This is a genomic window from Staphylococcus sp. EG-SA-15 (assembly GCF_017151895.1).
GTDB lineage: Bacteria > Bacillota > Bacilli > Staphylococcales > Staphylococcaceae > Staphylococcus > Staphylococcus aureus.
Map to the genome: position 1 here is coordinate 15,438 of NZ_JACVZN010000037.1, position 12,558 is coordinate 27,995.

Below are 12,558 nucleotides of genomic sequence, written 5' to 3' on the forward strand. Positions count from 1 at the left end.
CTCGATCTAAGATGTCTTTACACGTATCCTTTTCCTGCGTCTGCTGTTCCATCTTGTCTTTCGTGGTTCCTTTTCATTTTCTTTTTGTATGCGTCAATGAGTTGGTCGATAGAATATAAGTTGTAAGCTATGTCTATCACTATAACAATTGCTTGTTGGTCGGGATAAAATTCTTTGAATATTATCTGTGGTGTACTAACAACTGCGTCTTGAGCAAATTCTTTATCTTTAAAATTAAACATTTTGTGAAATTCTGTATCTTTAAAACTTGATTCAATCGCTTCTTTTATCTCTTCTGATGACACTCCTACTTGATTCGCAATACTCAATCCAAACGCCAACATGTCAGCTAATTCATCAAGTTGTACGTCTAACGGCTTACCTGGTTTCTTCTTCCAGTTCTTAAACGTTTCCAATGTATTAAACCATTCAAAGAATTCAACTACATATGCTATTTTGCTATCTCGTAAGTTCAGCGTTGGTATTCTATCGTCGAACTCCTTTTGTATTTGTAATAACTCTTGTAATTGATCAATTGTTAATGTGTTATTCATTTTCCTGTGCCTCCTCTACATTAATTTCATATTCATCATAATTAAATGATGCTTCAAATATCGCAATAAAATCCGCCTCAATTTCTGCTTCTTCTAAACTTTCAGCCTCGATAGTCTCTTCAATCATGCCAGCGTATGTGATTTGGACATTAAATTTCTTCATTTTCCTGCTCCTCCTCATATTTATAGACCACTTGACCCGTCATAATCCCTACTGCCTCATCAAGACCAATATCTTCTTTGAGTGCATCTTGCATAGCATTAGGTAAACCCTTAAGTATTTCATCAAACGCTTGCGCTTTCTTATATACGTCCTCAATCTCTTTTAGTAATCCCTATGTGTCATTACCGTTATACGCACTAGCACTTATAACGGACTGTTCAATTTGTTCGCGGTTATTCATCATTTCCATCTCCTCTAAAATAAAGTTAGTTGCTTCTGTTTCTCGTATTCCAAACCATGTTGCTTTATATATATTTCTAGCTCTTCGGCTGTATCAAACGTCTTCTTTACGCCTTGCCAACCTGGTACGATATGCCCGTGAAAGTAATAATTGCCGTTTGCTACATGGATATGTGCCACTCGTTCGTTATCTTGATACAGATATCTCTTAGATCCAAAGAATTGATTTAGGTATTCTTTGCGTGCGTTATCTGTCATGATCTACTTCTTAACTTTCACGAATATGTCGTTTTCCATCAGGTAGCACGCATAACGTCCTCTTGGATGTTTCTGAGGCACATTAAACAAATGTGGCTTCTTTCTTCTTAGCTCAGCCTCTTTCTTTCGCTTTCTTTCCAATTTGCGTTCGAGTCTAGCTTGTTCCAGTCTTTCTATTGTTTTCTTTTCTCTGTACTCGCTTAAACGCGTACCTTCTGGTGCGTCCATTGCTTCATGTAGTTCCCAACCGTCTTTTACTCTCTTAGAAACCATTCCAGCGGTTATACCGTGACTTTCTATTAATTCCATTTCAAATTTACTGAACCTATAAGGTTTATCGTTTATTGTTACAATTCTTGCTTTTCTCGCCATTTTATCCACCTCTTATATTTCTTCTATTCGTATGATTATTTTGGGCTCAATTCCATAACGCTTTGAGCTAGTTATTTCTGTAATTTGGTTATCGTCTTTCCATACATGGCCATTACAAGCATCTAATACCGTTTTAATTAAGTTGTCGATATCCGGCTTAGTCACTTTATACTGCCCAACCATTTCGCTTTTCTTTTTCTTCGACCACGATTTAAGCAATGGAAAGTAAAAGTCTAATTCGATTTTTAGTGCGCGCTCTAGATTTAACTTAGGCATTTGCCCTTGTATATACGCTTTATGCTTTGTGTAAGACGTTGGCATGTAAGTTTGAACAAATCTACCTGTTTTACGAAAGCGTGGACGGGGCGACCCCATCGGCGCATTAAACACTTCATTAAATTTAATTTCTATCTCCATGTAATCCCTCATATATATTCAAATAAGCTTGTTTGGTGTCCTAACTCCATTTGTTCATTATCAATAAGTGTATTTAATTCATAATCGTCTAAATACCAACGACGACCATTAAATTTTGTTTCTTTTATTCCAACAACTAAATGCCGACCATCTTTAAAATGTGGTGTAACTGAAAACATTTTGTTGCCGTCATGATCAAATAGATAGTATTTATCAAATGCATCCATTTTCAATCACTCCCATTTGCTATTTAGACGCTTAATAAAAGCTTCTCTGTCTTTCTCAAGGTTTTCATCTACTTCCGGCGTTTTCGTTTCTCTCGTGCTGTCTGTGAGCCATTTGGGTGTTTTTTCTTTCGATGGTTTAACATAAGGTTTATTAGTTTGCTTTTTGCTTTCCAGTTGTTGCTTTTCAAATGCACGTACTTGTTCAATAGATTTCAAGTTTGCATTAAGCCATGTATTCAAAATGCTTTTAGCATATCCCCAAGTAACTTTATTTCTGTCTTTAGCGATTTTAAGTGATGCGGTAACTATTTGATCTGAATCATTTTCAAATGAATCAAGATAGTAATTTAAATCGTCTAAATTGTAAGGAGTTATGAAACCGAATCCGTTATCTTGGAAGAAGTCGAAGGCAGCTGCCTTCTTCTTCTCATTATTCACATTCTTTTCATTATTATCTTTATTATCATTATTGTTTGTGTTGGTTTGATGTTGTTTTGATGTTGGATTGATGTTTGACTGATGTTGTTTTGATGTTGGTTTGATGTCGTTTTGATGTTGGTTCCTTCCCTGCTCACTTTGATAAAAGTCATAATTGACAATGGTTATAAGGGTATATTTTGATGTTGTTTTGACTTCTAACATTCCATCACTCTCGAGTAAGTCAAGGAAGGTTTTCACTTTAAATCGTGACCAGTTAAAAAGGTCAGACAAGGTCAAAATCGATGTTAATCTTTGTCCTCTTTCTACGGTTACAATTTGGTTTCCAATAGGCACTTTTGCCTTTGAATGATTCGCTTCCATGAGTAAATATATCCATGCTTCAAACTTTGAAAATGTTCTCTTTTCTTTAAATAGCCAATGATTTTGAATTGAGCGATCAATACTTATCCAACCAGTCATATACACACCTCACTTTCAAACCGGTTAAATTAGAATGGTAAATCATTGTCATCTATTTCAATCGGACCATTTGCATTCGCAAACGGATTATCTTTTACTGGTTTGTTATTTGAATATTGCGATTGTCCACGTGTTTGTTGTACTTGTTGTTGGTATAAATCTTGTTGAGTGTCATTTGAGTTTTTCGGTTCTAAAAATTGAATACTATCAGCAATAACTTCCGTAACATATACACGTTGACCTTCCTTATTTTCATAATTCCGCGTTTGTAACCTACCATCTACGCCCGTCAACGATCCTTTAGATAGGTATTTATTAACGTTCTCTGCTTGTTTTTTAAATACGATGATATTAATAAAGTCTGCCTCGCGCTCTCCTTGTGCATTCGTAAATGTGCGGTTAACTGCTAATGTGAATGATGCTACATTTACACCACTTTGAGTGGTTCTTAATTCTGGGTCTCTAGTTAAACGACCAACTAATATTGTTCTGTTTAGCATTTATAAACCTCCAACATAAACGGGCGCGCCCGTCACTTTTTGTATTTCACTTTTAATGTATTTTGCATTTGAATTTTGACTACTTAAATGAATTAAATGTATTTCTTCGAGTCTAGTTAAATCATTTGCTTTTAACATTCCGATAGCATGTTCTAAGCTAAAATGAGACTCCATAATTCTGTTTGCTAATGTGCTGTGCACACTGCCGTTTTTTATGTTTTCCTGCATTTGTTCATAGATATAATTAACTTCTAACATCATGTGCGTAATGCCGTTAAATTTGTATTTCAAATACTTTGTATCAGTAACATACAGAACCTTATAACCTAATGTACTTTGTAATAAGAAAGCCACAGGCTCGTTAGCATCATGTTCGATGTCAAACGGTAGAATTGACCATGTGCCTATTCGCAGCTCTTGCTTTGCCTTAATCGTGCATAAGCGATGACTTTCAAAATTCATAGCTTGTTGTGTTCCAGCAGTCATATAGCTGATTACACCATTGTCGACAAACTGCTTTGTGTACTTTGCATGATCACCATGTTCGTGTGTGATAAGACACCCTGCTATATGTCTTGTTTTATATTTAAAATGCTTTTGAACACGTTCAAATTTTATACCTGCCTCAAGTAGTAACGTAGTACGTCCATCATTTAAGACGTAGCAGTTACCACTTGAACCAGTTGCTATTGTTTCAATTAAAATGGCTCTTCTTCGCTTTCTTTTTCTGTTGCAGGTTCTTTTATTTCTTCAAAGTCAGATACATCAATAGGCTTATCATTTTCTAATTCTGTGTATTGTGCTTCTTCGAGAACTGGTTGTTCAAAGTCCAATTGTTCTTGATTTGCATTTTCTTCAACTTCTGCGTCCAACACTTCTTTGCGTTGACGTTGTTCGGATTCTTGTGCGTATTTGAAAAGATTGCTATCTGTTGATGTGTTGATATAACGTTTAGCAGCTCTATTGATAACTGTTTTTTTAGCCATTTCTTCTTTGAAATTATTATGTGTTTTAGAATTTTGTAATGCTTTTTCATCTTTAATCATTGATGACTGCATCCATGCTTGTTTAATTTGTTCAATAGTCATGACTTCAATATAGTTATCTCGTCCATCATTAAATACGATTGTGCAGTACGCACCGATAATGTTTTCTTTGTCGATGTTAAAGAAGTCTTGTTCGTGTTTAATCGCTTTGATACGTCCTGTTCCTCCCATTTCTTGCTTGAATGTATCGCCTTTATAAATCACTTGAGCAACAACATCTTGAGCACCTGCATCACGTTTTAACATCATTACATTACCGTGATAGCTACGTTGTAACTGCATTTTGTTGCCGTAAGGAATAAAGTAGCATTGATTTTTAGCTGGATTTAAACCTTGCGTTACCATGTCTAATAAGGCATTTGCTTTGCTTGTATCGTTACAACTCATTAATTTGTTATCTTGGCTGATTTGTAACCATGCTTGTTTCATGGCATTACTTGGTGAATAATCATTTGGCAATTCCAAATTGCCTTGTGACTCTAAAACTCTCACTTTGTTTAATACGTTGTCAGATACGTTCTTTTCTTGTACTAATTGTTGTTCAATAGTTTGTAATTTATTATTTTCAGTCATTTTATATAGTCTCCATTCTTATTTTTTTATCTTGTTCATTTACTATCAATTGAATTTGTTGTGATTCTGTTTTGATAAGCTCTGTTACTGATTCAGCATTATCAATAAATATTGGCGCTGTAACTTTAAAATGTTTTGACAGTGTATTGATGATATCTAAGCCAACATTAATTCTTGAGGCGTTATTTAAACCGCTGTCGTATTCGACGCCGTTAACCGTTGTGGAACATGTTTCTTCTAATTCGCCGTTAACTAAGGTATTGAATAACTTAAATTCAGCAATCTCAAATTCATTATTGATATTTTCAGTAAGCATTTTGACTTTTGTTGTTGTAAATTCTTTTAAGATATAAAGGTCATGTGAATACTTTTCTTTTTCATCCAATAATCTATCTTCTTCATTTCTTAATTCAGAAATAACATCATCTAGATGTTTATTTGATTTTTCGATTGATCTTGACACTTCAATTTCTGATTTTTCTTGAGTAAGTTCGCTTATTTTGTCATCTATTCCTGAAACGTTATCTTGAATAGTTTTCCTAATGTTCGAGCGTTTTTGATTAATCTCGTTTATCTCTAACATTACTGCTTTGTATTCGTCAGTTTGTGTAACGTCAACATGAGTCGTTTTCAACTTATTAATTTTGTTTTGTATTCTTGCTGAACGCTCTTCTGCTTCGTTGATTTTAATTTGTAGATTATTGTTGTCATCCTCTAACTTCTCGATGATTGGCTTTATTTTCTTTCCTTCTGAAATAATGTGATTGATAGATGTTTGTATTGTTTCTAATTCTTTCGATTTTTTTACATTGAATTTCTGTAAAGCTTTTTCTCTTGCCTCATTCACTTGTTCAGTTGGTAACTGTTGACCGCAACAGCTACATACATTGTCATCAAGATGTTCAAATTTTTGATTTTTAGATTTTTCTAAATCACTTTTTAGTCCTTTGTGATTTTCCAATAATTGATTACGTCTATTTTCTTCATGCGTAATTTGTTGTTTGTTTTGCTTTAATCTCGTTTTAAGGTTCGCAACCGTTCCATTTTCAACGTGTAACTCATTTGTTAAAGCATAAATTTTGTTCTCATTACTTGCGCTGTTATTGTCTTCTATGCGTTTCAATTCTGATTGTTTATCAGCTAATTGATTACGCAAATTAATTTCTTCCTTACCGTTTTGAATATCTATACGCTCATTTTCAAGTTGCTCAATTTCTTGTTTGATAATTGCGTATCTATCGTTATCGAATTCTGGTACATCCTGCTTATTTTGTTGTGTTTGATTAATACGTATCGGAATATCTTTGATGTCTTTGTTAATCTGCTTTATCTTGTCAGTAAGAATCTTTTTCTTTGTTTCAATTTCATGATCACCAAGAATATTATTTAATTTTTTAAAGTCGTTATTTGTTTTAATGACATCCTCATCATTAATTGGTTTTGCAATTTCAAATAACAAACTTCTTCGTTTCTTCCAATCGAGTAAATTAAATGCTTGGGGATTTGTAATCAACTTGAATACATCTTCATCAATTAGTTCATCAATACGAGCTTTATAATCCTTTACTTTTATTGATTCATCATTGATATATTGTTTCTTTGTTCTACTTCGTGAGTATTCCTTGCGATTCGTCTTTTGATTTATTGTGTATTTAGGATGTGACTCTTTTTTGAAAGTCGTTATTTTTCCGTCGATTTCAAATTCTGCGAAAACAGTCGGAATTAACTCATAATTTTCTTCGTTTTTTTCGTTTAAAGGTACAGGGTTAAATGATTTGGTTGATCCGTCCAAACCTTTATCGAAAAGCAGCCATTGTAATGCGGTTGCAGTCGTAGTCTTACCAGTCGCATTATTGCCGTATATTTTTGTGTCTTTACCGTCAAAGTTAAAGCTTTCTTCTTTGATTCCAGCAAAGTTTGATATTGTTAGCTTATTTATTTTTATATCCATCATCATGCTCCTTTTTTAATCTTTCGGTGACCTCTTAACACCTCGATAATTAAATTTTTTATTCGTTCGTGGCTGTCCGGATTGATTTCATGTATCTGTACAAGCTTATTGTTCGTTTTGTAACTGTCGTGATAGTGCAAGAAATTAATCGATAAGTATCCGTGATGATTACGTTCAATTTCCAATAATGCTCGTTGGTTTGACAAAGTATATTCGTCGAATAACGTCTTAAAAATATTCAATATATTTCTTTCTGTATCTCTCATGCTTATACCTACCATCTCATGACTAAGTTAATTAGCCTGTCTCTTTCGTCTGTGTTCTCTTCAATCCATTCATAAATAGATTGATTTAATATGTCTAATGCTGTGTATAGATCATTCTCATCTGTTATATTTATACCGTCGATAAATCTATCTTCTAAATCTAAGACATTCACTAGAATGCTGTAATCTTGTTTCTTAACTGCTAATTTAAAATCGAATCCGTCTACATTAATTACTTTTTGACATACATCGCCAATTTTGTAGTACATTGTTGACACTTCCTTTATTTCGTTTTATATTGAATATGCATTAATTTTCTAATTGTTTAGACTGTTACTCATTGCCGTGAGTAACAGTTTTTTTATTCTTCATAAAAGTATTCCTTATAAAATATGAATGTTGCGATACTTGCGAATCCCGCAATCGACCATGCAGTAGTGAAGTATAGAAACGGCATAAGTACAATTGCTAAGACTGTAAAGCACAGTACTGCTACTAGGTAGCTTTTATAAATGTTGCTCATTTTATTCTCTCCTTATATATTTCATTGAAATGCTCATCGACGAATTTATTCATCTTTCTTGCGTTAAATCTCCAGCGATTAAAATTCTCATCTGGGTAATGCACAATTCCTTGCGCTCTTAGTTCTTTTTCAAATCTAGGATGAAATAGTAATCTGTCCTTGATAGTCTCATCAGATGCAATTTTTAATTTCTTCTTTAAGTCACTCATGTTCCATACAGGGTCTAATGAATAACCAATTAGCTCATCATATTCATCTTTTGTGATAAGTACATGTGTTTCAGGTATTGGAACGGTTACGTTTAATACATGTGGCATTTCTATCATTCCTTTCGTGTATAATGTTGTTATCTCCTACAGAGAGGAGGTGAATATTATGAAAAACTACTATCACCTTTTGTCTTTCGATGACGATTTAGCTAATGATGCAGCCAACGATCTGTTAAAAGAAGGTTGGGATATCGTTCATGTTGGTACAAAATTAGTTAAAATTTTGGATAATGGACAAGCGTACTACAATACTGAATACGTTCTGGGCGGAACTAAAAATCAGTATGAAAAATATTTAGAAGATTGCCAGCAGTCCGAGTTAGATTATTTTTAACTTATGTTTTTCTGCGGTTATTAGCTAAATACTTTTGTTCTCTATCAATTAGGTAGAGAACTTTTTTAATTTCAGTGTAAGAAAATTTTTCTAGTTCAATACATTGATTAATTACAGACATTAAATTCTTTTGTTTATTATTTAAATTCTTCTTTTGGATTTTTAAAGAATAAAGTTCTTTCATATCTTCCATATTGTTTATGCTCCTTTCTGCTATACTCCTATTAAGGAGGTGAATTCGTATGAAGTTAAAACACGATTGCATACGTGAAGTTCTTTTAGTTATAGAGAGTGATTTAAAATTAAATAATGTTCTAGATAATGAAGACCTAGAAAATACAATTAAAAATTTCTCACGTGAAGACATCGAATACACTGTTAAACAATTGACCGGTGCAGGTTATATAGACGCTGAATTCTATATGGAAGGTTATTTTGTTAAACATATGAATTTTTCAGGTCACAACCTTTTGGATGATGTTAGAGATGTCGAAGTTTGGAGAGAAACTAAAGCTAAAGCGTCAAAAGTTTCTTCGGTTTCAATCCCTATAATTCAACAAATCGCATCGTCAGTCGTTAACAAGATGCTCGGGCTATAGTAATTTAAATTCAACACCGTCTATTTGAACGAACAGATTATCTAAGTCAGGTATTTTCTTTTTATATAAATCAAACCTTGATTTGATATCTGCTAATAAATAATGTTCCAAATTCCCAATTGATAATAGTCGTCTATTACCTTCTTCGTCATAGTAGTAATAGATGACTTTTTTGTTTTGAGCTTGCATTGTTCGTTCCTCCTGTTAAGCAGTTACGTTAGCTTCATAACCGAATTCAGTCATGATTTCATGTATTTTCAATCTGCCTTTTTGTGTCCATCTAGTTTGTAAAACTGTGTCTTCTCTACCGTCAGAGCGTACAATTGCTATAGTGTCTGATTCTGTGTAACTCTTGCCCATGTGTTCTGAGTAAAGCACCCACTGTTTATTTACTTTTCGTTGTAATCTAGCTTCGTGTAGTAGTTTGTTTAACTTTTGTGCTGATATACCGTAGTCTGCCGCGATTTGAGTTGTAGCTAATGTGCCAGTTGATTTTAAGATTTCATCAACATAATCTGCTTTGGGTTTTAGCTCTCCGATTTCTTGTTGTAAAAGTAAGTTTTGCTCTTTTTCTTTCTTATACTCAGTCAACACTGTAATGATGTAGTCTGGATCTTTTAATGTTTGTTCAATTACATTGTCTGTTGCGTAGATACCGTGTTTGCGAATAGCTGGTAGGACATCTGATGTTACCCAGCGTTTGAATTTTCTAGCGGTTTCTCTAATTTTTTCGTTTTTGCTTTGTTTAGAAGCATCGAAGATTAGACTGTATAATCCTGATTCGTTGATAATGATCATATTTCTGTTTTGACCTGATGCACTAAATTGGTGCGTCAGCTTGTCCTCGCTATCAACATGATTTCTAATGGCATTGTCTGCTCTTGCATATCCTAAAATCTCAGCAATATCTTTTCCTACAAAATAAGGTTCGTTTTCAATTTCTACTGTTCTTACTGGTAGCTCTTTAAAATTAAATGTTTGTAATGCTTGCATTGTTCGTTCCTCCTTTTAAGATGTTTGTACAGTTTTATGTACATTTTGTTCAAAAAAATATCTACCTACTTTTGTTGGTGGGATTTCTAATAATTCACAGATTCGTTTTATTTCCCATTGTGTGAATAAATTTTTTCCTTGCAACTTGTGATTAATAGATGTCCTTGAAATAGGGATTGCGTTCGCTAAAGAACTTTGGCTATATCTATACTCTGCCATTCTTTCGTACAGCAAACTATAATCGAAATTGTATATCATAAACTCACCTCCCTTCTTGTTCGGTTTTCTGTACAAATCAATTAAAACACCTTTGTTTAAATAAGTCAACACATAAAATACATTTTTCTGTACAACATTTGTTAAAAATTATTGATAATCGTCATTGTACGTAGTATTATATTCTTAGGAGGTGTTCAGAAATATGAACAGTTTTAAGGATAGATTAAAGCAAATTATGTCTGAACGGAAGATATCTCAATCAGAGCTATCAAGAAGGACTGGTATTGGCAGAAACTCAATTAGCGATTATTTAAATGGAAAATATGAAGCGAAACAAGACAAAGTCTTTGAACTAGCAAAGGCTTTAAACGTTAACGAAGCGTGGCTTATGGGTTTTGATATTTCTAAGAATAGAAAAATTGAAAATAACGACATCGCTTCCATATACAGTAAACTCACGCCTCCAAGACAAAAAAATGTGCTTAACTATGCAAACGAGCAATTAGATGAACAGAATACTAAAGGCGATAATATTGTCGATATTAATTCATATAAACAGGATAGAATTGCAGTTAACGTCAATGGTTGTGTCTCTGCTGGTGTAGGAGAACGTCTACACGGTGAAACATTGTTTACCGAAATGGTTAAAGCACCTATCCCACCACATGATTTAGCATTAAAAGTAAACGGTGATTCTATGGAACCTATGTTTAAAGACGGTGAAATTATATTCGTAGAGAAAACTCATAATATAAAAAATGGCCAAATTGGTATATTCATTATTGAAGAAGAAGCTTACGTTAAGAAAGTTTTTGTTGAAGATGATAGATTGACTCTAGTCTCACTGAACAAAGAATACCGCGACCTTCACTTTTATAGAAATGAAAGTGTGAGGTTAGTAGGGAAAGTAATTTTATAGGAGATAGTAAAATGAAACCTAGAAAGCAAGATGAAAAAATATTATCAGATCAATACAGTTACTTTGAACCAATAATCAGCGACAGTTGTGACATAAAATTCGACGGAGACAAGAGGAGAATTGGTTCTATATTCATTTCACATGAGGAAATTTGTTTTATAAGGAAAGAAGAAGATTATATATTTAAAATTTCGTTATCAGACGTGGTAGATTACAATACTGTTGTTACTATTTGGAAAAACCAAGCTTCTTTAACATTAAACGATAATAGAAAAATAACGTTTTATTTCGTAACAAATTCTCCTTTAACAGGATTTATCTCAATTTTAAAAACTTATATGCAATTATCTAGGAATAGGGAAACAATTATTCCAGATGATAATCTACTTATTAATGATGACGATGAACAAACTAAAGTTGAAATTTTCGACGTCGTAGGATTAAATTATGAGGGTCGTAGAAAAGAATTAAAGAAACTTATCAAAAAAATGAAAACTAACGACGCTTTCTTTTTCTTGTATAGTGATTTGAAAGGGAATGAACTTAAAGAAGAATTGCTTTATGAAGACAAGGTGTATGAAATTCCTGATTACGAGGTTATTCCTGGTGTATTCTTACAAAAAGAACCGGATAATCCTTATGATGAAAACGCGATAAAAGTTATGATTTCAAATGAATACTCTGAATTTCACGTTGGATATGTGCCTAGAGAGTATGCTTCAAGGTTAGTCAATTATATAGAAGACACCGTTTCTTGTAACGCATATATTAACGGTGGTAAGTATAAAACTTTAGATTATTTAGAAGAGAAAATTGTTACTAAAGAATCAGACTATGGATTACGAATACATGTAGAATATAAAGTTTAATCAAAAAGACGTCTATTTCAGCAGTGTTTGAAAGGAAGTTTATAATGAAAATAACTAATTGCAAAATAAAAAAAGAAACTATAGTATATGAAGTTTTAACTAGTGGTAATCAACCATTCACTTATGAGTTACCTAAAGATTTATCGTCACATAATGCGCGTAAATACTTGGAATTTATTTCACAAAAATTAGATGGCGATAAGTTAACCAAAGAAGATTCATTATGATTTTACTAAACAAAAAACGCCTACAAGTGTAGACGTTGAATGGTGGTGAGAATTTTATGGCGGATAAAAACAAAAAACAAGAAGCTACTCGTAGTAACCCAATAAACAAAAGTTTTGAAAAGCCGGGTGCCAGCGAAAA

Annotated in this window: 25 protein-coding genes and 1 pseudogene; 6 read left to right on the forward strand and 20 right to left on the reverse strand. The window is 33.2% G+C overall.

All coding sequences use genetic code 11. From position 1 onward, the window contains the following. Positions 1–17 precede the first annotated feature (17 nt). The 16 genes and pseudogenes from IDG64_RS12810 to IDG64_RS12885 all read right to left on the reverse strand — a co-directional run bounded on the left by IDG64_RS12810 (position 18) and on the right by IDG64_RS12885 (position 8,307). The gene (locus IDG64_RS12810) at positions 18–554 is read right to left on the reverse strand and encodes a dUTP diphosphatase (protein WP_001066447.1); all 537 of its coding nucleotides are present in this window, start codon (positions 552–554) and stop codon (positions 18–20) included. After that, positions 547–717, reverse strand: a complete 171-nt coding sequence (locus tag IDG64_RS12815) for a hypothetical protein (protein ID WP_000714403.1) — start codon at positions 715–717, stop codon at positions 547–549. Before IDG64_RS12815 ends, IDG64_RS12810 begins: the two co-directional genes overlap by 8 nt. Next, positions 704–958 (reverse strand): annotated as a pseudogene (gene higB / locus IDG64_RS12820) (type II toxin-antitoxin system toxin HigB). The gene IDG64_RS12815 and the pseudogene higB overlap by 14 nt, the downstream one beginning before the upstream one ends. Positions 959–972: 14 nt before the next feature. Next, on the reverse strand, positions 973–1,215 hold the full coding sequence (locus IDG64_RS12825; protein ID WP_000131370.1) for an SAV1978 family virulence-associated passenger protein: 243 nt from the start codon (positions 1,213–1,215) through the stop codon (positions 973–975). 3 nt (positions 1,216–1,218) lie between these two features. Next, positions 1,219–1,587, reverse strand: coding sequence for an SA1788 family PVL leukocidin-associated protein (locus tag IDG64_RS12830; RefSeq protein ID WP_000101273.1), 369 nt, complete (start codon positions 1,585–1,587; stop codon positions 1,219–1,221). A gap of 12 nt (positions 1,588–1,599) precedes the next feature. After that, positions 1,600–2,004, reverse strand: coding sequence for a RusA family crossover junction endodeoxyribonuclease (locus IDG64_RS12835; RefSeq protein WP_000401964.1), 405 nt, complete (start codon positions 2,002–2,004; stop codon positions 1,600–1,602). Between the two features lie 8 nt (positions 2,005–2,012). Then, complete coding sequence (locus IDG64_RS12840; RefSeq protein ID WP_000338528.1) at positions 2,013–2,231, reverse strand: hypothetical protein; 219 nt, start codon at positions 2,229–2,231, stop codon at positions 2,013–2,015. A 6-nt stretch (positions 2,232–2,237) separates the two neighbouring features. Further along, positions 2,238–3,131 (reverse strand): DnaD domain-containing protein, encoded by an 894-nt coding sequence (locus IDG64_RS12845; protein WP_000148329.1) that lies wholly within the window; start codon positions 3,129–3,131, stop codon positions 2,238–2,240. Between the two features lie 29 nt (positions 3,132–3,160). After that, a complete protein-coding gene (ssb, locus tag IDG64_RS12850; protein WP_000934769.1) occupies positions 3,161–3,631 on the reverse strand; it encodes a single-stranded DNA-binding protein in 471 nt (156 codons plus the stop codon). Then, positions 3,632–4,249 (reverse strand): MBL fold metallo-hydrolase, encoded by a 618-nt coding sequence (locus tag IDG64_RS12855; RefSeq protein ID WP_071621397.1) that lies wholly within the window; start codon positions 4,247–4,249, stop codon positions 3,632–3,634. An 80-nt stretch (positions 4,250–4,329) separates the two neighbouring features. Further along, positions 4,330–5,250, reverse strand: coding sequence for a recombinase RecT (locus IDG64_RS12860; RefSeq protein WP_000138481.1), 921 nt, complete (start codon positions 5,248–5,250; stop codon positions 4,330–4,332). A gap of 1 nt (position 5,251) precedes the next feature. Beyond that, positions 5,252–7,207, reverse strand: a complete 1,956-nt coding sequence (locus tag IDG64_RS12865) for an AAA family ATPase (RefSeq protein WP_001813910.1) — start codon at positions 7,205–7,207, stop codon at positions 5,252–5,254. Continuing rightward, a complete protein-coding gene (locus IDG64_RS12870; protein WP_001205732.1) occupies positions 7,204–7,467 on the reverse strand; it encodes a hypothetical protein in 264 nt (87 codons plus the stop codon). Before IDG64_RS12870 ends, IDG64_RS12865 begins: the two co-directional genes overlap by 4 nt. A gap of 8 nt (positions 7,468–7,475) precedes the next feature. Beyond that, entirely contained in the window at positions 7,476–7,736 is a 261-nt protein-coding gene (locus tag IDG64_RS12875; protein WP_000291488.1) for a DUF1108 family protein, read from the reverse strand. Positions 7,737–7,828: 92 nt separating this feature from the next. Continuing rightward, the gene (locus tag IDG64_RS12880; protein WP_000066020.1) at positions 7,829–7,990 is read right to left on the reverse strand and encodes a DUF1270 domain-containing protein; all 162 of its coding nucleotides are present in this window, start codon (positions 7,988–7,990) and stop codon (positions 7,829–7,831) included. Then, positions 7,987–8,307 (reverse strand): DUF771 domain-containing protein, encoded by a 321-nt coding sequence (locus IDG64_RS12885; protein WP_001120935.1) that lies wholly within the window; start codon positions 8,305–8,307, stop codon positions 7,987–7,989. Before IDG64_RS12885 ends, IDG64_RS12880 begins: the two co-directional genes overlap by 4 nt. A gap of 58 nt (positions 8,308–8,365) precedes the next feature. Between IDG64_RS12885 and IDG64_RS12890 the strand changes: the two genes are divergently transcribed. Further along, positions 8,366–8,593: a hypothetical protein gene (locus tag IDG64_RS12890; protein WP_000801108.1), complete on the forward strand. Its 228-nt coding sequence runs from the start codon at positions 8,366–8,368 to the stop codon at positions 8,591–8,593. A 1-nt stretch (position 8,594) separates the two neighbouring features. On the opposite strand, the gene IDG64_RS12895 is transcribed toward IDG64_RS12890, so the two are convergent. Beyond that, positions 8,595–8,786, reverse strand: coding sequence for a hypothetical protein (locus IDG64_RS12895; RefSeq protein ID WP_000389906.1), 192 nt, complete (start codon positions 8,784–8,786; stop codon positions 8,595–8,597). Positions 8,787–8,835: 49 nt separating this feature from the next. Here IDG64_RS12895 and IDG64_RS12900 point away from each other — a divergent pair, with 49 nt between their 5' ends. After that, on the forward strand, positions 8,836–9,192 hold the full coding sequence (locus tag IDG64_RS12900) for a DUF2513 domain-containing protein (protein WP_000768245.1): 357 nt from the start codon (positions 8,836–8,838) through the stop codon (positions 9,190–9,192). Here IDG64_RS12900 and IDG64_RS12905 read toward each other — a convergent pair. From IDG64_RS12905 to IDG64_RS12915, 3 genes are read right to left on the reverse strand one after another with little or no spacing between them, the layout of a single operon-like run. Next, positions 9,187–9,381, reverse strand: coding sequence for a hypothetical protein (locus IDG64_RS12905; RefSeq protein WP_001148859.1), 195 nt, complete (start codon positions 9,379–9,381; stop codon positions 9,187–9,189). The genes IDG64_RS12900 and IDG64_RS12905 overlap by 6 nt on opposite strands. A 15-nt stretch (positions 9,382–9,396) precedes the next feature. After that, positions 9,397–10,185 (reverse strand): phage antirepressor, encoded by a 789-nt coding sequence (locus IDG64_RS12910; protein WP_001148565.1) that lies wholly within the window; start codon positions 10,183–10,185, stop codon positions 9,397–9,399. Positions 10,186–10,200: 15 nt separating this feature from the next. Then, positions 10,201–10,443, reverse strand: a complete 243-nt coding sequence (locus tag IDG64_RS12915; RefSeq protein ID WP_000639922.1) for a DUF739 family protein — start codon at positions 10,441–10,443, stop codon at positions 10,201–10,203. Positions 10,444–10,606: 163 nt separating this feature from the next. On the opposite strand from IDG64_RS12915, the gene IDG64_RS12920 reads away from it, so the two are divergent. The 4 genes from IDG64_RS12920 to IDG64_RS12935 form a co-directional block, all read left to right on the forward strand. Next, on the forward strand, positions 10,607–11,323 hold the full coding sequence (locus tag IDG64_RS12920; RefSeq protein WP_001083967.1) for a LexA family transcriptional regulator: 717 nt from the start codon (positions 10,607–10,609) through the stop codon (positions 11,321–11,323). 11 nt (positions 11,324–11,334) lie between these two features. Further along, a complete protein-coding gene (locus tag IDG64_RS12925; protein ID WP_000804508.1) occupies positions 11,335–12,192 on the forward strand; it encodes an HIRAN domain-containing protein in 858 nt (285 codons plus the stop codon). Positions 12,193–12,236: 44 nt separating this feature from the next. Further along, positions 12,237–12,419, forward strand: a complete 183-nt coding sequence (locus IDG64_RS12930; protein ID WP_000705243.1) for a hypothetical protein — start codon at positions 12,237–12,239, stop codon at positions 12,417–12,419. A 35-nt stretch (positions 12,420–12,454) separates the two neighbouring features. After that, the coding region (locus IDG64_RS12935) for a hypothetical protein (RefSeq protein ID WP_077477350.1) at positions 12,455–12,558 on the forward strand (104 nt) is incomplete at its 3' end.